The organism is Mesorhizobium comanense, assembly GCF_005503535.1.
Classification (GTDB): domain Bacteria; phylum Pseudomonadota; class Alphaproteobacteria; order Rhizobiales; family Rhizobiaceae; genus Mesorhizobium; species Mesorhizobium comanense.
Genome location: NZ_SCNN01000002.1, coordinates 315,860 through 341,972, shown reverse-complemented (window position 1 = coordinate 341,972; position 26,113 = coordinate 315,860). Strand labels below are relative to the sequence as shown.

33 protein-coding genes are annotated in these 26,113 nt (G+C 63.2%); 17 read left to right on the top strand and 16 right to left on the bottom strand.

Features of this window, described 5'->3' with window-relative positions; genetic code table 11:
* Nucleotides 1-9: 9 nt before the first annotated feature.
* The 3 genes from FFS37_RS06050 to FFS37_RS06040 form a co-directional block, all read right to left on the bottom strand.
* Nucleotides 10-1,278: a cysteine desulfurase-like protein gene (locus FFS37_RS06050; RefSeq protein ID WP_171026195.1), complete on the bottom strand. Its 1,269-nt coding sequence runs from the start codon at nt 1,276-1,278 to the stop codon at nt 10-12.
* 46 nt (nt 1,279-1,324) lie between these two features.
* Nucleotides 1,325-2,392, bottom strand: a complete 1,068-nt coding sequence (locus FFS37_RS06045; protein ID WP_137930025.1) for an aldo/keto reductase — start codon at nt 2,390-2,392, stop codon at nt 1,325-1,327.
* 120 nt (nt 2,393-2,512) lie between these two features.
* Nucleotides 2,513-2,974 carry a hypothetical protein gene (locus tag FFS37_RS06040; protein WP_137930024.1) on the bottom strand — a complete coding sequence of 154 codons (462 nt, stop codon included), beginning with the start codon at nt 2,972-2,974 and terminating at the stop codon, nt 2,513-2,515.
* 92 nt (nt 2,975-3,066) lie between these two features.
* On the opposite strand from FFS37_RS06040, the gene FFS37_RS06035 reads away from it, so the two are divergent.
* Both FFS37_RS06035 and FFS37_RS06030 read left to right on the top strand, forming a co-directional pair.
* Nucleotides 3,067-3,354: a hypothetical protein gene (locus tag FFS37_RS06035; RefSeq protein ID WP_137930023.1), complete on the top strand. Its 288-nt coding sequence runs from the start codon at nt 3,067-3,069 to the stop codon at nt 3,352-3,354.
* 2 nt (nt 3,355-3,356) lie between these two features.
* Nucleotides 3,357-3,521 (top strand): hypothetical protein, encoded by a 165-nt coding sequence (locus FFS37_RS06030; protein WP_081294723.1) that lies wholly within the window; start codon nt 3,357-3,359, stop codon nt 3,519-3,521.
* A gap of 52 nt (nt 3,522-3,573) precedes the next feature.
* On the opposite strand, the gene FFS37_RS06025 is transcribed toward FFS37_RS06030, so the two are convergent.
* Nucleotides 3,574-4,080, bottom strand: a complete 507-nt coding sequence (locus FFS37_RS06025; protein WP_137930022.1) for a DUF1993 domain-containing protein — start codon at nt 4,078-4,080, stop codon at nt 3,574-3,576.
* A 141-nt stretch (nt 4,081-4,221) separates the two neighbouring features.
* On the opposite strand from FFS37_RS06025, the gene FFS37_RS06020 reads away from it, so the two are divergent.
* Nucleotides 4,222-5,271: a DUF1176 domain-containing protein gene (locus tag FFS37_RS06020; protein ID WP_137930021.1), complete on the top strand. Its 1,050-nt coding sequence runs from the start codon at nt 4,222-4,224 to the stop codon at nt 5,269-5,271.
* 16 nt (nt 5,272-5,287) lie between these two features.
* Here FFS37_RS06020 and FFS37_RS06015 read toward each other — a convergent pair whose 3' ends face one another.
* The 7 genes from FFS37_RS06015 to FFS37_RS05985 are packed head-to-tail and all read right to left on the bottom strand — an operon-like array spanning nt 5,288 to nt 11,627.
* A complete protein-coding gene (locus FFS37_RS06015) occupies nt 5,288-6,181 on the bottom strand; it encodes an alpha/beta hydrolase family protein (RefSeq protein ID WP_171026183.1) in 894 nt (297 codons plus the stop codon).
* Between the two features lie 32 nt (nt 6,182-6,213).
* Nucleotides 6,214-7,824, bottom strand: a complete 1,611-nt coding sequence (locus tag FFS37_RS06010) for an NTP transferase domain-containing protein (protein ID WP_137930019.1) — start codon at nt 7,822-7,824, stop codon at nt 6,214-6,216.
* The gene (locus FFS37_RS06005; RefSeq protein WP_137930018.1) at nt 7,821-8,525 is read right to left on the bottom strand and encodes an XdhC family protein; all 705 of its coding nucleotides are present in this window, start codon (nt 8,523-8,525) and stop codon (nt 7,821-7,823) included. The genes FFS37_RS06010 and FFS37_RS06005 overlap by 4 nt, the downstream gene beginning before the upstream one ends.
* Before the next feature lie 6 nt (nt 8,526-8,531).
* Complete coding sequence (locus FFS37_RS06000; RefSeq protein ID WP_137930017.1) at nt 8,532-8,870, bottom strand: XdhC family protein; 339 nt, start codon at nt 8,868-8,870, stop codon at nt 8,532-8,534.
* A 49-nt stretch (nt 8,871-8,919) separates the two neighbouring features.
* Entirely contained in the window at nt 8,920-10,170 is a 1,251-nt protein-coding gene (locus FFS37_RS05995; protein WP_137930016.1) for a vWA domain-containing protein, read from the bottom strand.
* A 3-nt stretch (nt 10,171-10,173) separates the two neighbouring features.
* A complete protein-coding gene (locus tag FFS37_RS05990; protein ID WP_137930015.1) occupies nt 10,174-11,103 on the bottom strand; it encodes an AAA family ATPase in 930 nt (309 codons plus the stop codon).
* Entirely contained in the window at nt 11,100-11,627 is a 528-nt protein-coding gene (locus FFS37_RS05985) for a flavin reductase (RefSeq protein ID WP_137930014.1), read from the bottom strand. The genes FFS37_RS05990 and FFS37_RS05985 overlap by 4 nt, the downstream gene beginning before the upstream one ends.
* A gap of 179 nt (nt 11,628-11,806) precedes the next feature.
* On the opposite strand from FFS37_RS05985, the gene FFS37_RS05980 reads away from it, so the two are divergent.
* Entirely contained in the window at nt 11,807-12,880 is a 1,074-nt protein-coding gene (locus FFS37_RS05980) for a branched-chain amino acid ABC transporter substrate-binding protein (protein ID WP_137930013.1), read from the top strand.
* Nucleotides 12,880-13,905 (top strand): P1 family peptidase, encoded by a 1,026-nt coding sequence (locus FFS37_RS05975; protein WP_137930012.1) that lies wholly within the window; start codon nt 12,880-12,882, stop codon nt 13,903-13,905. The genes FFS37_RS05980 and FFS37_RS05975 overlap by 1 nt, the downstream gene beginning before the upstream one ends.
* Nucleotides 13,906-13,942: 37 nt before the next feature.
* Here the strand turns inward: FFS37_RS05975 and FFS37_RS05970 are convergent, their stop codons facing one another.
* Nucleotides 13,943-14,197, bottom strand: coding sequence for a DUF2171 domain-containing protein (locus FFS37_RS05970; protein WP_115143044.1), 255 nt, complete (start codon nt 14,195-14,197; stop codon nt 13,943-13,945).
* A gap of 149 nt (nt 14,198-14,346) precedes the next feature.
* On the opposite strand from FFS37_RS05970, the gene FFS37_RS05965 reads away from it, so the two are divergent.
* Genes FFS37_RS05965 through purB form a run of 3 tightly spaced genes read left to right on the top strand, consistent with a single transcriptional unit; the run spans nt 14,347 to nt 16,964 of the window.
* On the top strand, nt 14,347-15,072 hold the full coding sequence (locus tag FFS37_RS05965; protein WP_137930011.1) for a DUF2259 domain-containing protein: 726 nt from the start codon (nt 14,347-14,349) through the stop codon (nt 15,070-15,072).
* Between the two features lie 59 nt (nt 15,073-15,131).
* Nucleotides 15,132-15,596, top strand: a complete 465-nt coding sequence (locus FFS37_RS05960; RefSeq protein ID WP_171026194.1) for a hypothetical protein — start codon at nt 15,132-15,134, stop codon at nt 15,594-15,596.
* A 60-nt stretch (nt 15,597-15,656) separates the two neighbouring features.
* On the top strand, nt 15,657-16,964 hold the full coding sequence (purB, locus tag FFS37_RS05955) for an adenylosuccinate lyase (RefSeq protein WP_137930009.1): 1,308 nt from the start codon (nt 15,657-15,659) through the stop codon (nt 16,962-16,964).
* A 50-nt stretch (nt 16,965-17,014) separates the two neighbouring features.
* On the opposite strand, the gene FFS37_RS05950 is transcribed toward purB, so the two are convergent.
* Nucleotides 17,015-17,827 carry a VOC family protein gene (locus tag FFS37_RS05950; RefSeq protein WP_137930008.1) on the bottom strand — a complete coding sequence of 271 codons (813 nt, stop codon included), beginning with the start codon at nt 17,825-17,827 and terminating at the stop codon, nt 17,015-17,017.
* Between the two features lie 244 nt (nt 17,828-18,071).
* Between FFS37_RS05950 and FFS37_RS05945 the strand changes: the two genes are divergently transcribed.
* Entirely contained in the window at nt 18,072-18,626 is a 555-nt protein-coding gene (locus FFS37_RS05945) for an RBBP9/YdeN family alpha/beta hydrolase (protein ID WP_137930007.1), read from the top strand.
* 19 nt (nt 18,627-18,645) lie between these two features.
* Here the strand turns inward: FFS37_RS05945 and FFS37_RS05940 are convergent, their stop codons facing one another.
* Nucleotides 18,646-19,419, bottom strand: a complete 774-nt coding sequence (locus tag FFS37_RS05940; protein ID WP_137930006.1) for an HpcH/HpaI aldolase family protein — start codon at nt 19,417-19,419, stop codon at nt 18,646-18,648.
* Nucleotides 19,420-19,526: 107 nt separating this feature from the next.
* Complete coding sequence (locus tag FFS37_RS05935; protein WP_137930005.1) at nt 19,527-19,847, bottom strand: DUF1476 domain-containing protein; 321 nt, start codon at nt 19,845-19,847, stop codon at nt 19,527-19,529.
* 276 nt (nt 19,848-20,123) lie between these two features.
* Here FFS37_RS05935 and purC point away from each other — a divergent pair, with 276 nt between their 5' ends.
* From purC to FFS37_RS05900, 7 genes are all read left to right on the top strand, one after another.
* A complete protein-coding gene (purC, locus tag FFS37_RS05930) occupies nt 20,124-20,918 on the top strand; it encodes a phosphoribosylaminoimidazolesuccinocarboxamide synthase (protein ID WP_137930004.1) in 795 nt (264 codons plus the stop codon).
* Between the two features lie 43 nt (nt 20,919-20,961).
* Nucleotides 20,962-21,204 (top strand): phosphoribosylformylglycinamidine synthase subunit PurS, encoded by a 243-nt coding sequence (purS, locus tag FFS37_RS05925; protein WP_137930003.1) that lies wholly within the window; start codon nt 20,962-20,964, stop codon nt 21,202-21,204.
* A 2-nt stretch (nt 21,205-21,206) separates the two neighbouring features.
* Entirely contained in the window at nt 21,207-21,758 is a 552-nt protein-coding gene (locus FFS37_RS05920; protein WP_269750804.1) for an RNA 2'-phosphotransferase, read from the top strand.
* A complete protein-coding gene (purQ, locus tag FFS37_RS05915; RefSeq protein ID WP_137930001.1) occupies nt 21,755-22,423 on the top strand; it encodes a phosphoribosylformylglycinamidine synthase subunit PurQ in 669 nt (222 codons plus the stop codon). Before FFS37_RS05920 ends, purQ begins: the two co-directional genes overlap by 4 nt.
* Before the next feature lie 64 nt (nt 22,424-22,487).
* A complete protein-coding gene (locus FFS37_RS05910; protein WP_137930000.1) occupies nt 22,488-23,153 on the top strand; it encodes a glutathione S-transferase family protein in 666 nt (221 codons plus the stop codon).
* A complete protein-coding gene (locus tag FFS37_RS05905) occupies nt 23,150-23,557 on the top strand; it encodes a hypothetical protein (RefSeq protein ID WP_137929999.1) in 408 nt (135 codons plus the stop codon). The genes FFS37_RS05910 and FFS37_RS05905 overlap by 4 nt, the downstream gene beginning before the upstream one ends.
* Before the next feature lie 7 nt (nt 23,558-23,564).
* On the top strand, nt 23,565-24,206 hold the full coding sequence (locus FFS37_RS05900; protein ID WP_137929998.1) for a Pr6Pr family membrane protein: 642 nt from the start codon (nt 23,565-23,567) through the stop codon (nt 24,204-24,206).
* 9 nt (nt 24,207-24,215) lie between these two features.
* Here the strand turns inward: FFS37_RS05900 and FFS37_RS05895 are convergent, their stop codons facing one another.
* On the bottom strand, nt 24,216-24,467 hold the full coding sequence (locus tag FFS37_RS05895; RefSeq protein WP_137929997.1) for a DUF1127 domain-containing protein: 252 nt from the start codon (nt 24,465-24,467) through the stop codon (nt 24,216-24,218).
* A 94-nt stretch (nt 24,468-24,561) separates the two neighbouring features.
* Between FFS37_RS05895 and FFS37_RS05890 the strand changes: the two genes are divergently transcribed.
* Nucleotides 24,562-25,971, top strand: coding sequence for an aminotransferase-like domain-containing protein (locus FFS37_RS05890; protein ID WP_137929996.1), 1,410 nt, complete (start codon nt 24,562-24,564; stop codon nt 25,969-25,971).
* Nucleotides 25,972-26,113: the final 142 nt, after the last annotated feature.

Sequence of the window (26,113 nt, the reverse complement as noted above, 5' to 3'; positions counted from 1 at the left end):
GGTCCGAATTCAGCTCCGTTGCTGCCTGAGCATGGCGATGACACGATGCACGCTCTCCAGCGTCTCGTCGATCTCGGCCGAGGTGTTGTAGTGCGCGATGCCGATGCGCACAACGCCCTGCTCGGCGGGAATGCCGAGCTGATGCACGATCTCCCAGGCGTAGTTGTGCCCCGACCACAGGAAGATGTTTTCGGCGTTCATCTGCCGCACGATCGTCTCCGGCACAATGCCGTCTACAGTGAAAGAGACCGTCGGCACGCGATCGCCAAGCCGCTTGGGATCGGTGATGCCGCGAATCGTGAGGCCTGAAATATCCGACAAGCCGTCGATCAGCCGTTGCGCCAACAGGTTTTCGTAGGCGATCGCGACTTCGAACGCCTTGGCGATCTTCTGTCTGCGTGAGCCGCCCTGCCCTTGTGCCTCGCCAAGGCCGGCAAAATAGTCGACCGCCGCCGTCAGACCGGCCATGAGTTCGATCTGCGGCGTGCCGAGTTCGAAGCGCTCCGGCAGGCCATTGGAGGAACAGCGGCATTTGTACGGCTCAAGGCCGTCGATGACGCCGCGCCTTCCCCACAGGATGCCCATATGCGGGCCGAAGAATTTGTAGGCCGAACAGACCAGGAAATCGCAGCCGATGTCCTGCACGTCGATCAGGCCATGCGGGGCGAACTGCACGGCATCGACATAGACCAGCGCGCCGGCCTGTTTAGCCATGGCAGTCAATGACTTGACCCGATTGATGGAGCCCGTCAGGTTGCTGGCGTAGTTCAACGCGACCAGCCGCGTCCTGTCGGAAAGCAGGCTGGCCAGCGTCGCCTCCTCGACCTGCCAGCTCTTTTCATCGAACGGCAGCCAGCGCACGGTGAGGCCGAGATCCTCGGCCAGTTGCAGCCAGGGCGAGACATTACCCTCATGGTCCATTCGGGTGACGATGATCTCGTCGCCGGGCTTCATCGTGCGGCCGAGCGTGCGTGACATATCATAGGTCAGCGTCGTCATGTTGGCGCCGATGATGATTTCCTCAGGGCTGGCCGCTCCGAGGAAATCGGCAATCGCCGCATGCGCGTCGTCAACGACGGCCTGAGCGGCGAGCGTCGTTGCGAAGTATCCCCCCAGATTGGCATTGGTGCTCAGCAGGCATCGCGCCACCGCATCGGCGACCGCCTGAGGCACCTGCGTGCCGGCGGGATTGTCGAGATAGACGCGACGGCGACCATTGTCGGTGAGCGAAAGCGCGGGGAACTTTCCCCGCACGGCCTCGATCGGAAAATCCACCATCATCTCCACCCCTTTGTTATTCCCAATGATTCCGCGGCCGAACCTGTCAGGGACAGGGATTGCCGATCCGTTGATGTATGGCGTCGACCGCCTTCTGCATCTCTTCGGTCCAGACGACGTCCACCGAGGACAGCGCCATGTCGAGTTGCGCGACCGACGTCGCACCGATGATGTTCGACGTCACGAACGGGCGGCTGGACACATAAGCGTTGGCAAACAATGCTGGCTCCAGCCCAAACGAGCGCGCCAGTTCATTATATTCGAGCAGCGCTTGCGCGGCATTCGGCGTCTCATAGCGCTGCCCGCGGTTGAAAAGCTGCGAGCGCGATCCTTGCGGGCGCGCGCCATGGTCGTATTTGCCCGAGAGATAGCCCTGTGCCAGCGGCGAATAGGCGAGCAAAGACACCTGCTCGCGTTCGCACACCTCGGCGAGGTTTACCTCGAAGGTGCGGTTGACGAGGTTGTAGGCGTTCTGGATTGAAGCAACGCGGGGCCCGATCCCTTTATCGGCTTCCGCAAGGTAACGCATCGTACCCCAGGAACTCTCGTTCGAGAGGCCGAAATGGCGGATCTTGCCGACTTTCACCAACTCTTCGAACACGGCAAGCGTCTCGGCGATCGGCGTCTCGCCAGCCGGTGCGCCGACGGAATCGGCGCGACGCGCCACGGCGCCGACACGCGTCGGATTGGCGCCCCAGGGAATGTCCCGTTCCGGCCAGTGGATCTGGTAGAGGTCGAGATAGTCGGTGCCAAGCTTGGCCAACGACTTGTCGATGGCGTCGAAAATGTCGGCGCGCACGAGTTGCGAGGGCCTGTTGCCACGAAACCAGGCATTGGCGGTGCGGCCGACGACCTTGGAGGCAAGGATCACCTTGTCGCGGTTGCCCTTGGCCCTCATCCAGCTGCCGATGATCTTTTCGGTCCTCCCTTGCGTCTCCGCCTTGGGCGGGATCGGATAGAGTTCGGCCGTGTCGATGAAATTGACGCCACGCGCGAAGGCGAGGTCCATCTGGGCGTGACCTTCCGCTTCCGTGTTCTGCTGCCCCCATGTCATCGAACCCAGGCAAATCTGGGTGACAAGAAGATCGGTCCGACCGAGACGGCGTTTGTGCATGGAATTCTGCTCCGGAGAGAAAGCGTGCGCGGCTGCGCGGGAGGGAGGCGGCACTCTACAGGAAAGCGGAGTTGCTCTCCAAGTCTCGGCAGCCCGACTTTTGCGTGAATTGCGCTGGTTTCAGCGACGCGTGCCGGCCACCGCACGGCGCTTGGCGTCGTCGATCAGCATGTTGGCGACCTGCATGCGGATCATGGCGCGTTGGCGCAGGTGCGGAGCGACGCGGTCAGGGTGGTTGGCAAAGGCAAAGCTGCGGCGCATCCGGCTGAAATCCGCCATGGCTTTGGGCTGATCCAATCCCAGTTCGAGCGCAATCGATTCAGGATCGATGGGCGGCAGTCTTTCCTCGGACTTCGGCTCTTCGCCGGCCAGGGCCAGCCTCGCATGGTCGAGCAAGGCCGCGAATTCGCTCGCCAGGTCCGCACCCGCCTCACGGTATTCGCTTGCCGATACCTTAATGCGGCCGGAATGGAGTTCATCGGCAACCGAGAGATAGTCGAAGGGAATCGACGGAGGCGCGCCACGCCCGTCACCCTCGACGCCGTCGTCCTTGTCGGAAGCGACGAAAAGGTCGTCGAGCAACGACGCGAAATCGCGCTTGGCGCTGGTAGCGATGTCAGCCTCCCCCTTGCCCGACTGTCAAGTTTCCAAAGCATAGAACCGGCTCGTTAAAAATGCATGCCATTGATCTCGAGGAATCGAGCATTCGAGCGCGTTGCAGCTTGCCGCAAACAAAAAGCCGGACTGCACTTTCATGCAGTCCGGAAATTCGCCAGGAGTGGCGAGGAAAACTGGCCAGTGCCAGCATCGAAGCCTACGGCGGAGGCGGCGAAAAAGTTTCACCGCCCCGAAAAAAATTTTATGAAAAATCATCCGGACATGGCAGGCATGCAAATGCTGCACTGCACAATTGTCACGATTCACCTATATTCGAGGCCGTGGAGGACCAATCAGGAGCCTGAAGATGGGTTTCTTCACTGAAATGTTCGCCCGGCCGCGCCCGCAGGAACATCTGAGATATCGCGCGGCGCTGGCGCTGCTTCATTCGATGAGCAATGCCGATCGTGCCGACATCGGCATCAAGCCCGCCGATTTTCCCCGTATCGCCCGCGAAATGTCCATCCGCTGAATCCAGTCCTTCGGGATGTCCCGGCTCAATCCGGGACATCCCGAAGCTCGATTTAGCGCGATCCCAGGAAGGTCGCCTTACCCAGCGGCACGCCATTGTGGCGAAGGATGTCGTAGGCGGTGGTGAGATGGAAGTAGAAATTGGGCATGGCCAGATGCAGCAGATACTGCATGCCGCCCAACGTGGTTTCCCGGCCTCCCAGCTTCAATTCGATCACCCGCTCGTCGGAACCGTCGATGTCGGCGGCCGAAAAGGTCCCCAGATGCGCGACCGTCTTGGCTATGCGCGCCTCGAGATCGGCAAAGCTTGCTTCATTGTCCTCGTATTTCGGCACTTCGCGGCCGGCCAGGCGCGAGGGCGCGCCCTTGGCGTGGTCGGTGGCGATCTGCACCTGCCTGGTCAGGGCGAACATGTCGGGGGCCAGCCGCGCGGTCAAAAACACCTGCGGGTCGATCTTGCGGTCAAGCGCGTTCTGTTCGGCTGCCGCCAGAACATTGGAAAGGGCTTTCAGCCTGGCTGAAAACACGGGCACGGATGCCTCATACATCGATATTGTCACGTCAGATCTCCCGTTCGGCAGAAATGCCGATGGCCAGGACGTAGCGCCCTCAAACACGATTCTTCAAGCGCCGCGGTCGCCGCGTCACCACCCCGCCGCAATCGCCGTGGTAGAATCTGCGTTATCGAGCGGAGATTCCCGATGAGACGCGCCCTTCTTGCAGCGACTGCCCTTCTCTCCCTTGCCACGACGCCTCTGGTTGCTTTCGCCGCCGGCGATACGCCCGAGGCGCCTTATGTCGACGATCGGTCCAGCGCGGAAGCGGTCGTCAACTCGCTCTACAGCGCCATCAACCGGCACGAATTCGCGCGAGCGTGGGGCTATTACGGCGATACAAAGCCGGCAAAGGACTTCGATACGTTCGTCAAGGGCTATGACGGCACCGACAAGGTCGAGGTCAAGACCGGGGCAGTATCGGACGAGGGTGCGGCAGGCAGCATCTACTACAGCGTTCCGGTCGCTATCCAGGCAACCGACAAGAAGGGTGAGGCGAAGGTGTTCGCCGGCTGCTACACGCTGCGCCAGGTGAATGCCCAGATCCAGGAGCCGCCGTTCCAGCCGATCTTCATCGACAAGGGGGCGTTGAAACCCTCGACCGCCGATTTCGGGGAAGCGGTGCCGCCGAGTTGCGGCGATGGCCCACCGCCGCCCAAGAAGGACACAGCCCTCGAGCAGGCCAAGAAGGCCTTTCTGGCGACCTATGGCGACCAGTGCGACAAGGATATGCTGGCCCGTGAGCCGGAGGTCTTTTCGATCAAGTACAAGGACAAGGATGCGCAGCCCGGCGATCCCGACAAGGAAACCCGGCTGTTCCAATTCGCCTGCTCGGCCGCCGCCTATAACGAGAGTTCGGTCTACTACATGACCGATGCGCTGTCGGTCGTGCAGCAATTGCAGTTCACCGAGCCCGAAATGGACATCCGCTACGTGAACAACGACAGCGAGGGCAAGGTCGAATCCATGCACATCGTGGGCTTCCGGACGACCGGCTGGGCAACAAACTCCAGCTACGACGAGACCGCCCACACGATCACCACATTCGACAAGTGGCGTGGCGTCGGCGATGCATCGTCATCCGGCACCTATCTGTTCCGCAATGGCGATTTCTCGCTGGTCCAGTACGATGTCGATGCGTCCTATGACGGCGAGCAAAACCCGCAGACCGTTGTCGACTACAACACCGCTCCCTGAGCCGCCTCGCGACGGGTCAGGGGGTCTTCGACAGCATCCAGTTCAGCGTCCCGCGCCAGTCGACCATGCGGATCGGCGTGCCGTGCGTTCCGGTCTCGAAGCGGACGAAGCGGGTCGGATAGGTCTTCGACTTGGCCGTGATGGAACGAAAGAAGGCTTCCTGGTTCGCCACGGGAAAGACCACGTCGTGGCTGCCCTGGCCGAAGAAGACCGGCACCCGGCGCTTGAAGGCGGGACTTGTAAAAAAACTCTGGTCCCAGAGCGAACCGAGCAGCAGCAGGCCATTGATGCGGCCGCCGGTATCCTTGCGCCCGGCGAGTTTCCAGCACAGGGCGCCGCCCATCGAGCCGCAGGCGACGAAGATTTTCGCACCAGGTGACTGCTCGGCATAGTGGTCGATCAGGGCCGCGACCTGTGCGGCGCCCTTGTCGCCGAAATCGGTAAAGTCGGGAGAAAGATAGAGGCCGCCATTGGCGGCCATAAGGTTCTTGATCCGGTTGAAATTACCGCCGAACGTAAAGTCGTCTATGCCTTGCTTGCGGCTGCCGCCCTGCCCGTGCAGGTAGAGCACGATGATGGCGGCGCCTTGCGCCTTGCCGACGGCGATATGCCTGACGTCACCAGCGTCGGTCTTGAGCAGCAGGTCCTGCTGGACCTTGCGGACGGCGGTGTCGGTATATTGCGCATGAACGCGCTTTTCCGGCACCTCGTCGCGCTGGTTGATATCGCGCATCTCGTGGTAGTCGATAACGGTGTAGGCGCCGTTGCCGTCGGATGACAACGCGGCCGGATAGGCGAAAAGATCGTCCTTGAAGGGCTTCAGTTCAAGCGCGTTGGCGTGATCTGCGGCGCCCAAAACAAACGCTGCGGCCAAGAGAGCGTGAAACGGAAAAAGGAAGCGAAAAGCCATGCCGCAGGCATGCGTTTTTCGACCTCGGTTTGTCAATCCTGCAGCACGCCGCCCGCGCCTTCAAGCGCCTCGCGGGTGTCGACATCGACTAACGCGCCCTCGCCGATCTCGACATCGATGACCTCGAGCCCCTCGGCCTCGATCAGATGGCGCGCTCCGGTATCACCCTCGAGACGGCCAATCGCCGTGAACAGCGAGCGTGGCAAGAGCACCGGATTGCCGCGCTTGCCCTCATGCGAGGCACGAACCACCGAATTGCCTCCAGCCGCCCGGAACGCATCGATCATCCGGTCGAGGTCGGCAGGCGAAATGCCCGGCATGTCTCCAAGAACGATCATCGCACCGGCAATGTCTTGCGGCAGATAGGCGATACCGGCCTTGAGCGAGCTTGACAGGCCCTCGGCGAAATCCGGATTGTCGGCGAAGGTCACATCGAGGCCGGACAAGGCGCCGCGCACCCGCTCGCGCTGATGGCCGGTGACCACGATCGTGCCCGAAGCCTTCGAGGCGAGAGTGCGCTCGACGGTGCGTCGCACCAAAGCCTGTCCATCGAACAGCGCCATGAGTTTGTTCGGTCCGCCCATGCGGCTCGACCGGCCAGCCGCCAGAAGGACAATCCCGACCTTGAGCCGGGTTTTGGCCGGCAGCGGCTCGCGCGGCTGCGGGCGGGTCGGTATCTCCATCAACAGGCCGCCCACTCCCATCCCGGCAATGTCTCGCGCGGTGACGTCGAGGCCGGCAATCAAACGGTCGAGCACCCAGTCGAAGCCGTTCTCCCGGGGACTGCGGGCACAGCCGGGCGCACCGATGATGCGCTTGCCGCCGAGCGCGCCCAGCACCAGCAGGTTGCCGGGGTCGACCGGCATGCCGGCGCGGGTGACGGTTCCGCCCGCCTTTTCGATCGCCGCCGGAACGACATCGGCGAAATCGCTCATGGCCGAGGCGCCGAAGATCACCACCATGTCGTTGTCGCGCGCGAGCGCGATCGTGGCCTCGGCGACAGGAGCAATCTCATGCGGTGTGCGGCGCTCCGCCGTCAGCGTGCCTCCCGAGCGCGCGAGCCTTGCTTCGGTGACCCGCAGCGTCTTGTCGAGCACCGTTGGCTTGATTCCGGGCAGCACCGTCTGGATGACGCCGACGCGCACCGGTCTGTAGGCGTTGACGGCGAAGACTTCACCGCCGGCGCACACCTTCGTCACCGCATCGACCAACGCGGAAGCGACCGCGAAGGGGATGATCTTCACCGTCGCGACCATCTGCCCTTTCTCGACGGGGGCATGCTGGGCAAGGGTGGCAATGGTGATGGCGGGATCGATGGCGTTGATCGCGTCGATGACCGCGGCATCGACCGTGAAGATGCCTGCCGCCTCGGCATGAAGATTGACGCGGCCGGTAGCGGCGGGCCTTGCCTCGATGCCGGTGAAAGCCATGCTCTCGGCGATTTTTTGCGCTGCCGCATCCTCGCCCAGGTCGCCGGGAGCAAGCACGGCCGCGACGACTTGCGTAACGCCCGCTGCCTTCAGCAAGGAGACGTCTTCGGCGCTCAGCCTGTGCGCCTTGCGAAACCTTCTTTCGCCGGCGGCGGTGGCATGCGCCAGCACCGCACCCTCGGCCGCTTCGATGGGAATTGGTCCGAACCTCACGCCGCGGCGCCCTTCACGTCCAGTCCGCGCGAGCGGAAGGCAAGGATGGTCTGCGCCAGGATCGCGACCGCTATCTCGGCCGGGCTCGCGGCGCCGATATCGAGCCCGATCGGCGCATGAATGCGGGCGATCTGCTCGGCGCTCGCGCCCAGCGCCAACAGCCGTTCGACGCGCTTGGCGTGCGTCTTGCGGCTGCCCAGCGCCCCGACATAGAAACAATTGGCGTCGAGGGCGGATTTCAGCGGGAAATCGTCGATCTTGGGATCATGCGTGACGGCGGCAAGCGCAGTGTAAGCATCGAGCGGCTGGCGCTGCAACACATCCTGCGGCCATTCCGCGTGCAAGGTGACTTCGGGAAAGCGGTCGGGCGTCGCGAAAGCCGTGCGCGGATCGATGATCTCAAGGGGGTAGCCGGCAATCCTGGCCATCGGAGCGAGCGCCTGACTGATATGGACGGCGCCGATCACCACCAGGCGCGGCCGCGGCAGATGCGCGTTGAGAAAAAAGGTCCGCCCCTCCGCCTCGACGGAGCCGGAATTACCGGATCGAAAAGCCTTGGCGATCGCCACTCCAAGCTCGCCGGCGACCTGATCGCCCTCGCGCACGATACGATCGCGGCCATCTCCGAGATCGGTGACAAGGATCGCGGCGCGGCGGGCGCGGCGCTCGGCGTTGAGGGTTTTCAGCGCGTAGGGATCCATCCGAAGTCACCCCAATCGTTCGACATAGACCTTGATACGACCGCCGCAGGACAACCCGACCTGCCACGCCGTCTCATCGGCCACGCCGAATTCCAGCATCCGGGCCTTGCCGGAACCGATGACGTCGATCGCCTCGGTCACGACGGCACCCTCGACACAGCCGCCCGACACGGAGCCATGGAAATTGCCGTCGGCATCGATGACCAGGTGGCTGCCGACCGGGCGCGGCGCCGAACCCCAGGTCTCGACCACTGTCGCGATGGCGACATCCTTGCCGTCCTTCATCCAACCTTCCGCGATGATCAGCGGGTCGCGGGCCTCATCGAGATAAAGACTGTCGCTCATGGTTGCTTCTCTCAGGGTCTGTTTTTCCGGGGGAGCTTAGAACATATGGCTATGCGGCGCGCCTCGCGCCAAAGTCCATCCACCGGCGCGGGTCGACCGACAGCACCGATTTCTTGTCGAGCGAGGCGCAGAGGTCGGCGAGCGCGTCGAGATTGTGCACCGAGCGGAATTCGTCGACATGCGGCAGCATGGCCCTGACGCCACGGGCGCGCGCCTGAAAGCCGTCGAACCGCAGCAATGGGTTGAGCCAGATGAGCCGCCGGCAGGATTTGCGCAGGCGCTCCATCTCCTGCGAAAGCCCGGCGACGTCGTCTCGCTCCAGCCCATCCGTGATCAACAACACCACAGCGCCCTGCCCCAGCACCCGCCGCGACCATACCAGGTTGAACTCGGCCAGCGTATCGCCGATGCGCGTGCCGCCCGACCAGTCCTTGACCGCCGCCGAGCAGTCGGCAAGAGCGGCATCGGGATCCCTGTGTCGCATCTGCCGGGTCAGATTGGTCAACCGCGTGCCGAAGACGAAAGTGTGCACGCGCCGCCGCTTTTCCGTCAACGCATGCAGGAAATGCAGGAAGATGCGTGTGTACTGGCTCATCGAACCGGAAATGTCGGCCAGCACCACCAGCGGCGGATGAACCTCACGGGCCGAGCGGAATTTCGGCAGGATCAACTCGCCGCCCGTTCGCGCGGCCGACCGCATCATGGCGCGCGGATCGATGCGACGGCCATGCGCGTCGGCCTTGAAACGGCGGGTCCGCACCAGGTCGACAGGCAGCCGCAACGCCGAGATCGCCTTCCTCGCATCTGCCATCTCGGCCGCGTTCATCTGGGCGAAATCCTTGCCTCGCAACAGCTCGTTGCCGGAGAAGGTAAAACGGGCATCGACCTCGATCTCAGGGATTTCCCGAGGCGGCTGGCTCTTCTGATGGCCTTCGAACATCGCCTGGCTGACACGGTTTTCAGCCGCGCGCGGCTTCTGCTTCTCCCTGGCATCAAGCGCCACGGGCGAAAACATCGCCAGCAGTTTCTCGATCAATTCGCGCGATTTCCAGAACAGCCGGAACGCTTCGTCGAAGGTTGCGTGATCCTCGTGACGCGAGACCAGCACCGCGTGCAGCGTCCAGTAGAAATCGTCGCGCGAACCGATGCCGGCCGCGAGCACCGCCTCTATGGCATCCTTGACCGAAGCCGGCCCGACCCGCATCCCGGCCTTGCGCAAAGTGCGCGCGAAGTAAACGATATTGTCGGCGATCCTACCGTCGGCGGTCGCTTCCCTGGGCTCGGCACGGGATGCGGTCACCGCCTACTCCGCCGCCGAAAGCTCGGCCTTGACCTCGTCGAGGATGCGCCGGCCCTCACCCGCGCCGATGCGGGCGATATCGTCCTGGTACTTCAACAGCACGCCGATCGTATCGGACACGGTTTCCGGGTCGAGCGCCACCTTGTCGAGTTCGGTCAGCGCGCCGGCCCAGTCGATGGTCTCGGCGACGCCTGGAACCTTGAACAGCTCGATCTGGCGCAGCTTCTGGATGAAGGAGACCACTTCGGCCGAAAGCCGCTGGTTGGCCCGAGGCACCTTCCGGCGAACGATCTCCAGCTCGCGCTCGGCATTGGGGTAATCGACCCAGTGATAGAGGCAGCGCCGTTTCAGCGCGTCATGGATCTCGCGGGTGCGATTGGTGGTGATGATGACGATCGGTGGCTCTTCGGCCTTGATCGTGCCGAGTTCAGGCACCGTCACCTGATAGTCGGACAGTATCTCAAGCAGGAAGGCCTCGAAGGCTTCGTCGGTGCGATCGAGTTCGTCGATCAGGAAGACCGGGGCGGCACCCGCCTTGCCGGTCAGCGCGTCGAGCACCGGGCGGCGGATCAGGTATTTTTCCGAAAAAACATTGCGTTCCATGGCGGAGCGATCGACCTTGCCCGACGCTTCCTCCATGCGGATCTCGATCATCTGCGCGGCGTAGTTCCACTCGTAGACGGCCGACGAGACATCGAGCCCTTCATAGCACTGCAAGCGGATCAGCCGGCGCCCGAGCGCCTCAGCCAGCACCTTGGCGATCTCGGTCTTGCCGACTCCGGCCTCACCCTCGAGGAACAAGGGCCGGTTCATGCGCAGCGACAGGAAAAGCACTGTCGCCAGCGACCGGTCCGCCACATAGTCCGCGCCGGTCAGGAGATCGAGCGTCTCATCGATCGTCCGCGGCGCGGCGCGCGGTTTCAAGTCGATCATTCCTTCTCCGTGGGTGCCGCAACCCCACTTTCCAGGACATGGTAGGCGCGGGCATGGTAGATCAGCGGCCGCAAATTATCGCCCATGCGCAGGCCTGTCACCTTGCCAAAAAGCACACGATGGGTGGCGAGGTCCTTGGTATCGATCAGTTCGCAGTCGAACACGGCGAGCGCGCCCCGCAGCGTCGGCGCGCCGGTGGAGATGACATCCCACTCGCCAAGCGCGAAACGTTCCTCCAGGGAAAGGCCGGTGATGCCGGAGAACCCGACAGACAGCGGCTGCTGGTGCGAGGCCAAGGTGTTGAGGGCAAATCTGCCGTTCTTCACAAAGGGCTCGTTCTTCGGATTCTCACGGTTGAGACAGACCAGAATGGTCGGCGGCGTGTCCGACACGGAGCAGGCCGCGATCACCGTAGCGCCGCGCTTGCCGGCCGGGCCGTCCGTGGTGACCACGTGGACGTGGCCGGCAAAGTGGCTCATCGCATCGCGATAGGCCTGTGGTCCAATGTCGTTCTTCTTCAGCACCGCAATTTTCCGCAACAGAAAGCCTATCGCTATATATGGCCAGACATGACATGCCACAAGCGAAGTGGCTGAAGCGTATCCTGAAATTCGCGTGTTGCGCCAAAGCCGGGCAGCCTTTAGGTCTTGGCGGCAAACAGTGCCAAGAGCATAAGACCGGCACAAAGGACGCCATCGCTCGAATGCGACCCGGGACAAGAACAATAACGGCGCTGTTCTGGCTGTTTGCAGCCGGCGGTGCGCATGCCGCGACGCTGCTGGTCGGCGTCGCCGCGCCCTTGTCCGGGCCGTCGGCCATCTTGGGCAAACAGATCGAGCTTGGCACCGGCCTGGCGGCGCAAGCGAATGGCATCGAGCTCAAGACCGTGGATGATGCGTGCTCCGCCGATGGCGGCGCCGCAGCGGCAAGGGAGTTCGCGGCGGCAAAGGTCAACATCGTGGTCGGCTTTCTCTGCACCGAAGCGATCGAGGCTGCGATGCCGATCCTGAAGGACACTGGCATTCCGGTCATCACGGTTGGCGTGCGGACCGAAAGTCTGACCGACCGCCGCGCCAAAACCGGCTGGCCGGTCTATCGCCTCGGCCCGCGCGGCGATGACGAGCGCAATGCCGTTGCCGCCACCCTCACCCGTCTGTGGCGCGACGAACTGTTCGCTATCATCGATGACGGCACCATCTATGGCCGCGAGATTGCCGAGACATTTCGCGCAGCGGCGGAGCAAGCGGCGCTGAAGCCCGTCTTCGTCGACACGTTCCGGCCTCAGCTCGACAACCAGATCGGCCTGATCGGACGGTTGAAGAAGGCCGGCGCCACGCATGTCTTTGCCGGCGGAGACGGCGACGACATCGCCATCATGGGCCGCGATGCCGCGCAGCTCCAGGCCGGCATCGTCATTGCCGGCGGCGAAAATCTGCGCACGCCCCCTGGCGATGTCCCTTATGCCACCGGCACGCTGATGATCGCGCCGCCCGAATGGGCCGATGTCGCCGATCCAAAAGTGCTGGCGGCCTTCACGGCGCAAAAAACCGTGGCGGACGGTTATGCGCTGCCGGCCTATGCGGCGGTCGAGATCGCCAAGGCGGCGTCGGCGCAAGCCGCGAGCACGGGCAAGCCGTTGACCGACACAATCACCGGGCATGATTTCGCCACGGCGATCGGGCCGGTCCGCTTCGATGCCAAGGGCGACCTCAGCCAGAGCCCCTACCGTGTCTTCCGCTTCGACGGCACCCGCTTCGTGCCCTTGGAAAGCAACTAATGTTCCGTACCGGCCCGCGCAACCTTATCACCGATGTTGCCGGCCTGCGTGTCGGCAATGCATCAGATGCGAGGCTGAAGTCAGGCGTTACCGCCGTTCTTTGCGACGAGGCCACGGTGGCCGGCGTGCAGATCCTGGGGGGCGCGCCGGGCACGCGCGAGACCGATCTGCTCGAACCGCACAATTCGGTAGAAGCGATCCATGCCGTTGTGCTGTCGGGCGGCTCGGCTTTCGGGCTAGATGCCGCGTCCGGCGTGCAGGCGGCGCTGCGCGAGCGCGGCATCGGCTTCGAGGTAGGCGGGTTTCGCGTGCCGATCGTGCCGGCGGCGATCCTGTTCGACCTGCGCAATGGCGGGACCAAGGATTGGGGCCTTTATCCCCCCTACCGTGACCTCGGCTACGAGGCAGCCCAGGCGGCGAGCGCCGACTTCCAGATCGGAACAGCCGGCGCCGGCACAGGTGCATTGACCGCCGGTCTGAAAGGCGGCCTGGGTTCAGCTTCGACGCGGCTGGACAATGGCGTGACGATCGGCGCGCTGGCCGCCGTCAACCCGACCGGCTCGGTGACCGTCGGCCGCACACGCCACTTCTGGGCCGCTCCCTTCGAAATCGGCAATGAATTCGGCGGGCTCGGCTACCCCTCGCCCATGCCGGACGATGCAAAACGCATTCTGCTCAAATACCGCGACAAGCAGGCCAGCATGCAGATGGAAAACGGTGGCAACACCACCATCGCCGTCATCGCGACCGACGCCGTCCTCACCAAGGCGGCTGCGAAACGGCTGGCGATGTCGGCGCATGACGGCTTCGTGCGCGCCATCTGGCCGACACACACCCCGGCCGACGGCGATCTGGTGTTCGCGCTGGCGACAGGCAGCAGCGGCATCACCCTCGAAGCCGACGCTGCCATCGATCTTTTTGCCGCTGCCGGCGCCACCATGGCGCGCGCCATCAGCCGTGGCGTCCATGCCGCCACGCCCTCAGAAAACGATCTGTTCCCGGTCTGGTCGGCGCGCGCGGACTGACCGAAGATCAGATGGGCCTTGGAGAGGGGCCGAGGGATCAGACTGGATCGGATTTTTCTTCCTCGAACGTCACCGCGACGTCGGAATTCGCCGACAGCCAGACCTTCTTGCCATCGACTTCGGCAACCAGCGCCAGCGAAATATAGTGGTGATGGCCCTTGTGGGCGCCCTCTCCGCTGTCGGCCTTGGTTAGCTTGATGCGCTGGCCGTCGACCTTGTCGACCGTGCCGACATGCACGCCATCGGCGCCGACGACTTCCATATGCTCGCGAATTTTGCTGGTGTCGGTCATATCAGGTTCTCCATTGGGTGGTTCGCCATTGGGATTGCCGACAATAACAAATGAGGGGCCGATTGGATGCATTGGCTTTTCGCCCGCACGACGTTTTGATTCCGCCGTGCTAGGGAGTGAGACAATCGCGGCCGCCGGAGTGAAAAACGATGCGAATGCTTTTCCTGTTTGCCGCGTCGCTCGCCGCACAGCTTGCCGCGCCGGTGGCCAGCCATGCCGGAGACGTCGCCGCATTGGAGATCCTGGGCTTCACCAAGGACGGCAATGTGTTCGCCTTCGAGGAATATGGCGTGCAGGACGGGTCAGGCTTCCCCTACGCCAACCGCTATTACATCGATACCCGCACCGACAGCTTTCTCAAGGGAACGCCGATCCGCGTCCGGCTGGACGACGAGAACGCCAAAGTGGATGCGGCACGCCTTCAGGCGCGGCAAAAGGGTGAGGCAATCGTTGCCCAGGCCGAGCTTGACGCCAACCGCGGCATCACCGCCGGCGCCAACCCGGTGACCGAACTTTCGGCCGACCCGCACCGGATGGTGGTCAATCCGCGCCCAATCTTTTCCCCGGTCGACCAGCCGCTCGAATTCCGGCTGGACGAGATCGGCATGAACGCTACCGAAGGCTGCGAAAGCCAGGGTGAAATCAACGGCTTCCGGCTGCTGCGCATCGAGGCGCAGGACGGCGGCACGACCAGGCTGCTGCATGAGGACAAGTCCATCCCGAAGAGCCGGGGATGCCCGAATGGCTATCGGATCGGGGCGGTGCAGACATTTTCAATGGACAGCCTCAGCGCCTACGCGGTGCTGATCGCGGTACGCCAGTATGGTTTCGAAGGGCCCGATTACCGCTGGATCGCCGTGACCGGCCGCCTGTGATGACAGAGCTTGTGCAATCCGCAAGGCGCAAGGGTGTCCTGAGCCACCTTCGCCGCGCGATGCCAGCCCCCGGCACGGCGCTTCTCGGCGCCGTGCTGTGGGCGGTCACGATGGGCGCCAGCGCGCTCGTCAACCTTTTGCTGGACAATTGGGTGACGCCCCAGAAAATCCGAACCGTCTCGGCGCTGTTCGCCGCCGGCGGTGGCCTGGCCTTTCCGGTTGGCCTCTTCGCTGCCCGGATCGTATCGCTCGGAAGGAGCCGGGAGGTCGCCTTCGCCGCGGCATTCGTCGGCATCGCCGCGGCGACGATCGGCCTGACAGCCTTACTGTATGCTCTGCACTACCGGTCCTACTATGCCGAATGGCATGCACCCGTCTTCACTCTCACCTGGGGATTTCAGTTCGCATTCACGATGGCGGTGGCATCCTACCAATTCGTCGTTCTGGGCATCCGGCTCTATTTTCCGCTCGGTTTTGTCGCCTTGTTCGCCGCCGGCCTCTGGTTTGCGCGGCATCGACGTTGAGCATTTTGCCTGCCTCTGTTAGGACGCGGGCTAATCCCTCCGATACGTCAGGACTGACCGATGATTCCTCGTTATTCCCGACCGGAAATGGTCGCCATCTGGTCGCCCGAAACCCGGTTCCGCATCTGGTTCGAGATCGAGGCCCATGCCTGCGATGCGCTCGCCGAGCTCGGCGTCATCCCCAAGGAAGCCGCCAGAACCATCTGGGAAAAGGGCGGCGCCGCGAAATTCGACGTCGAGAAGATCGACGCCATCGAGCGCGTCACCAAGCATGACGTCATCGCCTTCCTCACCCATCTTGCCGAATTCGTCGGACCGGACGCACGTTTCATCCATCAGGGCATGACGTCTTCGGACGTTCTCGACACCTGCTTTGCGGTCCAGCTCACCCGCGCCAGCGACATCCTGCTCGCCGACATCGACGCGCTGCTGGCGGCGATCAAACGCCGCGCCTTCGAACACAAGGACACCGTCACCATCGGCCGCAGCCACGGCATCCACGCCGAGCCGACGACCTTCGGCATCAAGCTCGCCCAGGCCTATGCCGAGTTCTCGCGCTGCCGCGAGCGGCTGGTGCACGCGCGCGAAGACATTGCCACCTGCGCCATATCAGGGGCGGTCGGCACCTTCGCCAACATCGAACCCTATGTCGAGGAACATGTGGCGGCAAAGCTCGGCCTGAAGCCGGAGCCGGTGTCGACGCAAGTGATCCCGCGCGACCGCCACGCCATGTTCTTCGCCACGCTCGGCGTCATCGCGTCGTCGATCGAACGGCTGGCGACGGAAATCCGCCATCTGCAGCGCACCGAGGTGCTGGAAGCGGAAGAGTTCTTTTCGCCCGGCCAGAAGGGCTCGTCGGCGATGCCGCACAAGCGCAACCCGGTTCTGACGGAGAACCTGACCGGCCTCGCCCGCATGGTGCGTTCCATGGCGCTGCCGGCGATGGAGAACGTGGCGCTCTGGCACGAGCGCGACATCTCGCACTCCTCGGTCGAGCGCATGATCGGCCCGGACGCCACGGTGACGCTCGATTTCGCGCTGTCGCGGCTCACCAGCGTCGTCGACAAGCTGGTCGTCTATCCCGGGAACATGCTGAACAACATGAACAAGTTCCGTGGTCTCGTTCATTCCCAGCGCGTCATGCTGGCGCTGACCCAGGCAGGCCTGTCGCGCGAGGACTCCTACCGGCTGGTGCAACGCAACGCCATGAAGGTGTGGGAGGAAGGTGCTGATTTTCTTGAGGAACTTCTGGCCGACAAGGAAGTGACGGCCGCCCTGCCCGAAGCCGAAATCCGCGAGAAATTCGACCTGGGCTACCACACCAAGCACGTCGACACGATTTTCAGGCGGGTGTTTGGGGAGGCTTGAGCTTTCCTTCTCCCCGTTTACGGGGAGAAAGAAGCTGTGCCGAAGTCCTCTCAAGCCTTCCCAGGAACCGTCCTGATCACCGTCCCCCACGGATCCTCGCGGGTAACCGCATCGCTCACATTGTCCGAACGCATCTCGACCCAGGCCAGCCCTGAGCGGGCTGGATCGCGGCGGCCGGCGCCGGGACTCTGCCAGGCATTGGCGCCGATGTGGTGGTGGTAATGGCCTGAAGACAGGAACACCGCCTGGCCGCCATACTTCGCAACGGTGTCGAAGCCGAATTCCTGGTTCCACCAGGCTTCGGCCTCTTCGGGCCTGCCGACGCGCAGATGGACATGGCCGATGATGCTGTTTTCGGGCGCGCCCTGCCAGCCGGCGTCGCCGGCCGGGATGCTGGCGACAACGGACGGGACGTTCAGCCGTTCGGTCGCCATGGCGATCCTGTCGCCGTTCCATTTCCAGTCCTGCGGGCGGCGGTCGGCATAGATCTCGATGCCATTGCCCTCGGGATCCGTCAGGTACAGCGCTTCGCTGACGAGATGGTCCGAAGCCCCCTCGATGGCGATCTTGTCCGCTATGGCGTGGTTGATCCAGCGGCCGAGATCGGCGCGGCTGGGCAGCAGGAAAGCCGTGTGGAACAGGCCCGCGCTGCGCGGATCATCCGGCTTGGCCGACGTGTCGGGCTCCAGCACCAGCAAGGGCCGCTCGCCGGCACCCAAGGTGATCGCGCCGTCGGCGCGGCTCAGTTCCTGCAGACCCACGACCCGGCGATAGTAGGCTGCAAGGCTTTCGGCGTCGCGCGCCTTCAGCCCGACCCGGGCAACGCTCACCGGGGTGGTGGCGGCAAATGGCAGTTCGCTCATCATTGTCTCCGTTGCGGCAACGCTTGATGAAGCCCCCAAAGCAAGGACCCCGGCGCCGCCGATCATTGTACGTCGTGTCAGTGCCAAAATCCGGTCCTTCACGGCTGTTTGTCTCAGCACCAGAGATCGTCGATCGGGATCGTTCACACAAGACGGCGAAAAGCGAACATGGTGTTCACCGATACGAGCAGAAGCGTCGCCGTCAACGGTTGCATGAGACAATCTCGCTCGCTATCTCAGCGGCATGAAAGTCAAAGACGCAGATATCCTCATCATTCCGGGTTACACCAATTCCGGACCCGAGCACTGGCAGACGCGCTGGCAGTCGAAACTCTCGACGGCGCGGCGCGTCGAGCAGGCGGAATGGTCGAAGCCAGTGTGCGAGGACTGGACGGCGAACGTGGCCAAGGCGGTCAACGAGGCCGAGAAGCCGGTGGTCCTGGTCGCGCATTCGCTGGGGGTGGCGGCGGCCGTCCAGGCCATTCCGCAATTCGTGAAGCCGGTGGCCGGCGCCTTCTTCGTGGCACCGCCCGACGTCTCCAATCCCGAGATCCGTCCGAGGCACCTGATGACCTTCGGACCCTATTCACGCGAGCCGCTGCCCTTCCCCTCGATGGTGATCGCCAGCCGCAACGACCCGTTCTGCGCCTTCGAGGTCGCCGAGGATATCGCCGCCGCATGGGGCTCGCTGTTCATCGATGCCGGCGAAGCCGGCCATCTCAACGCCGATTCGGGCTTCGGTCCGTGGCCGGAAGGCTCAATGACCTTCGCCAAGTTCCTGACGGAACTGAAGGCCTAGAGCCTCCCGGTGCGGTGTCTCAGGCGCCGATCGAATCCTTGATGCCCTTGAGCAAGGTCTTGGCGCCCAGCGAAATCAGCGCGTGTTCGGAGCCGGTGGCAAGCAGGCGGTAGCCCATCGACACGACCCGGCCGGCGATCGCCGGTTCGACGACATAGATCGCGGCGTGCTTGCCGGCCTTGCGGGTGCGCTCGGCAACCGAGGCCACGGTCTCCATCATGCTCTCCAGCGTCGAACTGACGGTGGCGCCGTTGGTCCAGGCGATCGAAAAATCGGATGGCCCGAGGAAAATGCCGTCGATGCCGGGCGTGTCGAGGATGCCGTCGAGCGCATCGAGCGCGGCCCTTGTCTCGACCATCGCGAAAGCCATGGTGCGCTGGTTGGTGTCGCGCAGCCACTCGGCATGGTCGCCCTTGCCATGGCGCGGGAAGGCGTAGGTCGGCCCCCAGGACCGCTCGCCGAGCGGCGGGTATTTCATCGCCGCCGCGAACAGTTTCGCGTCGGCCACCGAGTTCACCATCGGCGCAATGACCGCCTCGGCGCCGAAATCGAGCACTCGGCTTGCCATATCGAAGCGTCCGACCGGGATGCGCACAAGCGCCGGCTTGTTGGCGGCAAGCACGGGCACGAGGCCGCGCAGCACGCTGTCCTCGTGATGGCCGCCATGCTGCATGTCGAGCGTGACCGCGTCGAACCCTTGCTTGGCCAGGATCTCGACGGTCAGGGCATCCGGCACGCCGGACCAGGCGGTCACCAGCGTTTCATCGGCGGCAAGGCGGGACTTCAGCGACATCTAATCTCTTTCCTTGTTAAGGATCGCAGTTTCAGCCGGAAACTGCGGCAAAGGCAAAGAAAAACCGCCCGGTGATGCCGGGCGGTCGATTGGTCCAGCTGTGGAGATCAGGTGTTCTTGATCTGCTCGATCGCCTGCGCCATCAACTCGTCCATGGTGCGGCGGATCTGGTGGTCCGACTGGTCGACGCCTGCGGCATCGAAATCCCTGCGGATTTTGCGGAAAACGTCATGGTCTCCGGCTTCCTCGATATCGGAAATCACGACTTCCTTGGCGTAGGCATCGGCGTCAGCACCAGACTTGCCGAGCTTTTCGGCAGCCCACAGGCCGAGCGCCTTGTTGCGGCGGGCGGAAGCCTTGAACCGAAGCTCCTCGTCAAAAGCGAATTTGCGCTCGAAGCCCTCTTCGCGGTCTTTCATGCTGCTCATGGCGTCCCTCCGGGTCAAATCCGATTCGTTTGCGGTGAATATGTGTGTTGCCGAAGCACAAACCAAAAGGTCGCGAGCCGGTCAATACGCTTCGTGGCATGCTGCGCTGCGGCATTTCAGTCCCGAAAGCGGTTGATTGGAAGGATTTCACGATTGAGCAAACAATACGATTACGATAGACACCGGCATTGAACGCTACCGTCGCCGCACTAATTTAGGCAGACGGACAGGAACTGGTCGCTTGCCGCCTGCCCGCAAATCCAGAGAAAAAATCAAATGAAAAATCGCCGCCGCATTTATGAAGGCAAGGCCAAGATCCTCTATGAGGGTCCCGAACCGGGCACGCTGATCCAGTTCTTCAAGGATGACGCCACCGCTTTCAACAAGAAGAAGCACGAAGTGGTCGATGGCAAGGGCGTGCTCAACAACCGCATTTCCGAGCACATTTTCAACCATTTGAACCGCATGGGCATTCCGACCCACTTCATCCGCCGGCTCAACATGCGCGAGCAGCTGATCAAGGAAGTCGAGATCATTCCGCTCGAGGTTGTCGTGCGCAACGTCGCCGCCGGCTCGCTGTCGAAGCGGCTCGGCATCGAGGAAGGCACCGTGCTGCCGCGCTCGATCATCGAATTCTATTACAAGGCCGACGCGCTCGACGATCCGATGGTGTCGGAAGAGCACATCACGGCGTTCGGCTGGGCGAGCCCGCAGGAGATCGACGACATCATGGCGCTCGCCATCCGCGTCAACGACTTCCTGTCCGGCCTGTTCATGGGCGTCGGCATCCAGCTCGTCGACTTCAAGATCGAGTGCGGGCGCCTGTTCGAAGGCGACATGATGCGCATCGTCGTCGCCGACGAGATTTCGCCGGACTCCTGCCGCCTCTGGGACGTGGCGACGCAGGACAAGCTGGACAAGGACCGGTTCCGCCGCGACATGGGCGGCCTCGTGGAGGCCTATCAGGAAGTCGCCCGCCGCCTCGGCATCATGAACGAAAACGAGCCGCCGCGCCCCACAGGCCCGGTGCTGGTCGCGTCGACCGACGGCTTCAAGGGCAAGCCGCACTGACAGCGGCTTGCAATCCTCTATTCAGAACAGGAGCATATCCAGCGTGATCAAGGCCCGCATTACCGTCACCCTCAAGAACGGCGTGCTCGACCCGCAAGGCAAGGCAATCGAACACGCACTGTCGGGGCTGGGCTTTGACGGCGTCGGCCAGGTGCGCCAGGGCAAGGTGTTCGACGTCGAACTCGCCGGGACCGACAAGGCCAAGGCCGAGGCCGACCTGAAGGCCATGTGCGACAAGCTGCTGGCGAATACGGTGATTGAGAATTACGCGGTAGAGATTGGCTAAACGTGCCCAATGACGTCCAACTCTCAAAGTTCATGAGCCTTGTCCTGCGACATGCTCCGGAACAAGCGGAGTTGGTGCTAGATGAAAACGGCTGGGCGGATTTCGACGCACTCTGCAAGTCTCTGCATACGAAATTCGGGGCGTCCACCGCAGACGTATTGCGCATCGTTGAAGAGAACCCCAAAAAGCGCTTTGCCTTGGAAGGGAACCGCATTCGGGCGGTGCAAGGCCATAGCATCGATGTAGACTTGGGGCTGCAGCCTACGGCTCCGCCAGATGTTCTCTTCCACGGAACCAAGGATGAATTCCTTGCCAGCATCCTGAGAGAGGGTCTGACCCGACAGTCCCGCCAGCACGTACATTTGTCAAAGGACGTTGAAACGGCCCTGATTGTCACGCGGCGGCGCAAGGGCAAAGATGTTATCTTGCAGGTCGACTCGGCCGCAATGGCGAGCGATGGGGCGATGTTCTTCCTCTCTGACAATGGCGTCTGGTTGACCAACCACGTCCCACCCCGGTATCTGCGTCGGATCAACGAACGGGAACTGCCATGAAATCAGCCGTCGTCCTCCTCCCCGGCCTCAACCGTGACCGCGACATGATCGCGGCGCTGACCAAGATTTCCGGACACGCGCCGGCCACCGTCTGGCAAACCGACACCGAAATTCCCGACGTCGACCTGATCGCCATTCCCGGTGGCTTTTCGTTCGGTGATTATCTGCGATGCGGCGCCATCGCGGCGCGCATGCCGGTGATGCGTGCGGTCGCCGAAAAGGCCGCCAAGGGGGTCATGGTCGTCGGCGTCTGCAACGGGTTCCAGATCCTGGTCGAGGCCGGCCTGCTGCCGGGCGCGCTTATGCGCAATTCCTCGCTGAAATTCGTCTGCCGGCAGGTGAAGCTCGAGATCACGAATGCCAACACCATGTTCACCCGGCGCTACCAGCCGGGCCAGATCATCCGTTCGCCGGTGGCGCATCATGACGGCAATTACTTCGCCGACGCCGAGACGCTTGCCCGCCTCGAAGGTGAGGGCCAAGTGGTGTTCCGCTACGCCGAGGGCACCAATCCCAACGGCTCGATCAACGACATCGCCGGCATCGTCAGCGACAAGGGCAATGTGCTCGGCCTGATGCCACACCCCGAAAACCTGATCGAAGCAGCCCATGGCGGCAGCGACGGAAGGGCGTTGTTCGAAGGCGCCCTCGGCATTGCCGCTTGAAGTTTGCAACCGCAGCCTTAAGAATTGCGGTGAATCAAAATAACAATTCCGGGGAGAAACGGTCATGAAACTCTATTCGCGGCCGTTGTCGCCCTACTCGTCGATCGTGCGGGCGCTGGCCTATATCAAGGACGTGCCGCTCAAGGTCATCGCGCCGCCGCCGGGCTTTCCGATCCCCGAACAGTTTCGCGCCATCTCGCCCATGAACCGGATTCCGGTGCTGATCACCGGCTCAGGCGAAACGATCGTCGAATCGGTCGTCATCGCGGAATATCTCGAGGAACGGTTTCCGGAACCGGCGCTGCTGCCGGCCGATTCCAGGGACCGCGCCCTGGTGCGCATGTTCTCGCGCATCACCGATCTCGACGTGCTGACGCCGACGATGAAGCTCTTCGAGCTGCATTTCGTGCAGAAGCGAAACACCGCCGAGATCGATGCCCAGTTCGTCCGCCTTCACCACGGGCTGGCGGCGATCGAGGCGCGCATGGCGCAAGGACCTTTCGCGCTTGGCAACGACATCAGCTTCGCCGATGCCTGGCTGACGCCGACCCGTTTCGTCTTCAACAATTTCCGCGCCATGACCGGCCGCGCCGACCTGCTCGACGCCTACCCGAAATTCGAGGCCTATGAGCAGATCGCCTTGCAGCATCCCGCCCTGTCCCGGGTCTGGGGCGAGATGACGGACGGCCTGAAGGTCTTTCTGTCCGAACTGGAGATGGGTGCAGCTTGACCAGAGCCAAGACGATCGCCTTCGTTGCCGTGGCAGGCCTGGCGCTGGCGTCGTGCCAGTCGAGCCAGAAGAGCACGCCTGTCCCCTCGGGCAAGAGCGCATCGCTGCTTGCCATGGAACAGGTTGCGATCGCGGCCCACAAATGCTGGATCGCCAGCAAGGACCCGGCCTTCAAGCAGTATCAGATGGCGAACGAACTGAATTCGTTCAGCGGCACGCCTCGATTCCTGCTGGTGCCGGCCAAGCACTATGGCGGCAAGCCGCTTCTGGTCGTGCAGGCACAAGGCAATTCGAGCCGCGTCGACGTGTTCGGGCCGCTGATGAACGATCCGCTCGGCGCGCGCATCGGCTCCGACGTTGCCCGCTGGCAGGCAGGCAATCCGTCCTGCACGGCCGCCGCGTAAGCCCGCGATGAGCCGGCTCCTGCAGATTGCGGGACTGGTCCTTGGCCTGATCGGGCTCGTGCTGCAGTTCGCGATCACCATGCCGGCATCGATGGCGGCGGGCCGCGGCCTGTTCGGCTCTGTCGTCTTCTATTTCAGCTTCTTCACCATCCTGACCAACATCGGCGCGGTGCTCGTCCACATCTCGCTTCTGTCGTCCACCGGCTATGCGTGGTTGCCGGCCTTCGCGGGATCACGCATGCGTGCAGGGGTCGCGGTCTCGATCACGCTGGTGTCCATCGTCTACGCCACCGTTCTGGCGCGGCTATGGCAGCCGCAGGGCCTGTTCCTGCTATGCGATGTGCTGCTGCACTACGCGGCGCCCATCCTCTTCGTTGTGTGGTGGCTCGTATCTGGTGCCGACGGCAGGACGCGATGGAGCGACATTTCGTGGTGGGTGCTCTATCCCGTCGCCTATCTGGCCTACGTTCTGGCGCGGGCGCCGCTGGCGGGCGAAGTGCCCTACCCCTTCCTGGATATCGCCCACAACGGCATCGGCAGCGTCGCCATCGCGGCGCTCGCCATAACCCTATTGTTCCTGGTGATATCGGTCGTCGCGATTCTTGCCGATCACGCTCTCGCACGCCTCAGGACAGCAGGCGCTGGGTAAACGCAGTTCTTATTCCCAGAACGGCTTGATGCCCTCTCGATGCGCGTCGCAGCGGGAGATACCGATGTCCTTGAGTTGGTCATCCGTCATCTCGAGCAATGCCAACCGGCTGCGGCGGCGCTCCAGCAAATGGTCGATCCATCTCGCTAGCGATATCACCACCTGCACAAAGCGGCCGACGAAACCTCGCCGCGCCGACGGGCGGCCCGGCTGGCGTAGCAATTCGGTTGTCGGATGACGGATTGTTGCGATTGTATCCATTTTCTTTCTGCCAAAATGATCAATTGCACCCTTTCATGGCGCAATCGTGATATGTATTGACTCTCAAAACGGTGCAATATACAAAATTGTCACCATGACAAATTGGATTCCAGATCTCACGGGCTCCGGGCCGCTCTATCAGCGCCTGGCGGACTCCATAGAAGCGGATATCGATCGGGGCGTGATCGGCGCGGGGGTAAAACTGCCGCCGCAGCGCGACCTTGCCTACGACATCGGCGCCACTGTCGGCACGGTTGGGCGCGCCTACCAGTTGCTGCGCGAGCGCGGTCTCGTCAGCGGCGAAGTCGGACGGGGAACCTATGTGCTCGGCCAGAGCGCGGACGGTGACCAGCCGCAAGAGCCCGATGTCAGTGTCGAAGGCACGCGCTATGTGGATGCCCCCAAGGACAAGCTGCGGTTCGATAGCACCGCGGCGCCCGATATTGGCCAGGGCGCCATTGTAGCCGACGTGCTGTCGCGCGCGGCACAAGATCATCCGCATGAGATTTCCAGCTACACGCGCGACTTTCCGGACCGCTGGCATGAAGCCGGCGCCCGGTGGCTGTCGCGCAATTCCTTCCGGCCAACGGCCGATACGGTCGTCCCGACGCTCGGCACGCATGCGGCAGTCATCGGTGCGATCGCTGCCCTTACGACGCCCGGCGACTACGTCGCCTTCGAGCACCTCACCTACTCGCAGATTTCCCGCAGCGCCGGCCTGATCGGGCGGCGCACGGCACTGGTGGCGTCGGACGACGAAGGCCTGGACCCGACGGATTTCGAACGTGTCTGCGCGCAGAAGCACCCCAGGATGATGTTTCTGATGCCCACGGCGCAGAACCCGACCCTGGCCACCTTGTCGGCGACGCGTCGCGAAGCGATCGCGCGCGTCGCGCGGGAATACAATGTCATCCTGATCGAGGATGATCTCTACGGCCATCTGACCGACGACCCGACGCCGCTTTTGGCCGAATACGCGCCGGAGCGCACCATCGTCGCCGGCGGCCTCTCGAAATCGGTCGCCGCCGGGGTGCGCGGCGGCTGGCTCTCCTGCCCGCCCGCCTATCGCCACCGCATCCGCGTCGCCCACAAGATGATGACCGGCGGCATGCCGTTCCTGCTGGCGGAAGTGAATGCGCGGCTGGTTCTGTCTGGCCAGGCCGGCGATATCCGCAAGCGCAGCATTGCCGAGATCGGCGCCCGCATATCCATCGTGCGCGAGAGCCTGGCAGGCTTCGGCTTCAAGGCGCATGACAAGGTGCCGTTCGTCTGGCTAACCCTGCCCGATCCCTGGCTTTCCGGCACGTTCAAGAATGCCTGCCTGGAGCACGGCGTGCTGATCGACGACGAGGACGAGTTCAAGGCCGGGCGGTCGGAGCGGGTTTTCCATGGCGTGCGCTTCGGGGTTTCACAGCCGAGGCGGCGCGAGGACATCGCCGGCGGCGTAGCGGTGATCAGGCGGCTGCTGGACGAAGGCCGGGCGGGCTACGACAGTTTTTCCTGAACCGGATCAGTTCGCGGGATGACGATCTGGCCGGAGCGACTGCTCGCTTTGTCCGGTTTTCCTGCGTTTTTCGTCAATCGATGGGTGTATCGGCCTGTCGGCTTGCGATAAGAGGGGACTCAAATCCCCACTTCCATGGACA

Bases quoted from the DNA above. Each gene is read 5' to 3' on its own strand.
- FFS37_RS06050 (WP_171026195.1), bottom strand. From the start codon at position 1,278: ATGGTGGATTTTCCGATCGAGGCCGTGCGGGGAAAGTTCCCCGCGCTT.
- FFS37_RS06045 (WP_137930025.1), bottom strand. From the start codon at position 2,392: ATGCACAAACGCCGTCTCGGTCGGACCGATCTTCTTGTCACCCAGATT.
- FFS37_RS06035 (WP_137930023.1), top strand. From the start codon at position 3,067: ATGCATGCCATTGATCTCGAGGAATCGAGCATTCGAGCGCGTTGCAGC.
- FFS37_RS06030 (WP_081294723.1), top strand. From the start codon at position 3,357: ATGGGTTTCTTCACTGAAATGTTCGCCCGGCCGCGCCCGCAGGAACAT.
- FFS37_RS06020 (WP_137930021.1), top strand. From the start codon at position 4,222: ATGAGACGCGCCCTTCTTGCAGCGACTGCCCTTCTCTCCCTTGCCACG.
- FFS37_RS06015 (WP_171026183.1), bottom strand. From the start codon at position 6,181: ATGGCTTTTCGCTTCCTTTTTCCGTTTCACGCTCTCTTGGCCGCAGCG.
- FFS37_RS06005 (WP_137930018.1), bottom strand. From the start codon at position 8,525: ATGGATCCCTACGCGCTGAAAACCCTCAACGCCGAGCGCCGCGCCCGC.
- FFS37_RS06000 (WP_137930017.1), bottom strand. From the start codon at position 8,870: ATGAGCGACAGTCTTTATCTCGATGAGGCCCGCGACCCGCTGATCATC.
- FFS37_RS05990 (WP_137930015.1), bottom strand. From the start codon at position 11,103: ATGATCGACTTGAAACCGCGCGCCGCGCCGCGGACGATCGATGAGACG.
- FFS37_RS05980 (WP_137930013.1), top strand. From the start codon at position 11,807: ATGCGACCCGGGACAAGAACAATAACGGCGCTGTTCTGGCTGTTTGCA.
- FFS37_RS05975 (WP_137930012.1), top strand. From the start codon at position 12,880: ATGTTCCGTACCGGCCCGCGCAACCTTATCACCGATGTTGCCGGCCTG.
- FFS37_RS05970 (WP_115143044.1), bottom strand. From the start codon at position 14,197: ATGACCGACACCAGCAAAATTCGCGAGCATATGGAAGTCGTCGGCGCC.
- FFS37_RS05965 (WP_137930011.1), top strand. From the start codon at position 14,347: ATGCGAATGCTTTTCCTGTTTGCCGCGTCGCTCGCCGCACAGCTTGCC.
- FFS37_RS05960 (WP_171026194.1), top strand. From the start codon at position 15,132: ATGCCAGCCCCCGGCACGGCGCTTCTCGGCGCCGTGCTGTGGGCGGTC.
- purB (WP_137930009.1), top strand. From the start codon at position 15,657: ATGATTCCTCGTTATTCCCGACCGGAAATGGTCGCCATCTGGTCGCCC.
- FFS37_RS05950 (WP_137930008.1), bottom strand. From the start codon at position 17,827: ATGAGCGAACTGCCATTTGCCGCCACCACCCCGGTGAGCGTTGCCCGG.
- FFS37_RS05945 (WP_137930007.1), top strand. From the start codon at position 18,072: ATGAAAGTCAAAGACGCAGATATCCTCATCATTCCGGGTTACACCAAT.
- FFS37_RS05940 (WP_137930006.1), bottom strand. From the start codon at position 19,419: ATGTCGCTGAAGTCCCGCCTTGCCGCCGATGAAACGCTGGTGACCGCC.
- FFS37_RS05935 (WP_137930005.1), bottom strand. From the start codon at position 19,847: ATGAGCAGCATGAAAGACCGCGAAGAGGGCTTCGAGCGCAAATTCGCT.
- purC (WP_137930004.1), top strand. From the start codon at position 20,124: ATGAAAAATCGCCGCCGCATTTATGAAGGCAAGGCCAAGATCCTCTAT.
- purQ (WP_137930001.1), top strand. From the start codon at position 21,755: ATGAAATCAGCCGTCGTCCTCCTCCCCGGCCTCAACCGTGACCGCGAC.
- FFS37_RS05910 (WP_137930000.1), top strand. From the start codon at position 22,488: ATGAAACTCTATTCGCGGCCGTTGTCGCCCTACTCGTCGATCGTGCGG.
- FFS37_RS05900 (WP_137929998.1), top strand. From the start codon at position 23,565: ATGAGCCGGCTCCTGCAGATTGCGGGACTGGTCCTTGGCCTGATCGGG.
- FFS37_RS05895 (WP_137929997.1), bottom strand. From the start codon at position 24,467: ATGGATACAATCGCAACAATCCGTCATCCGACAACCGAATTGCTACGC.
- FFS37_RS05890 (WP_137929996.1), top strand. From the start codon at position 24,562: ATGACAAATTGGATTCCAGATCTCACGGGCTCCGGGCCGCTCTATCAG.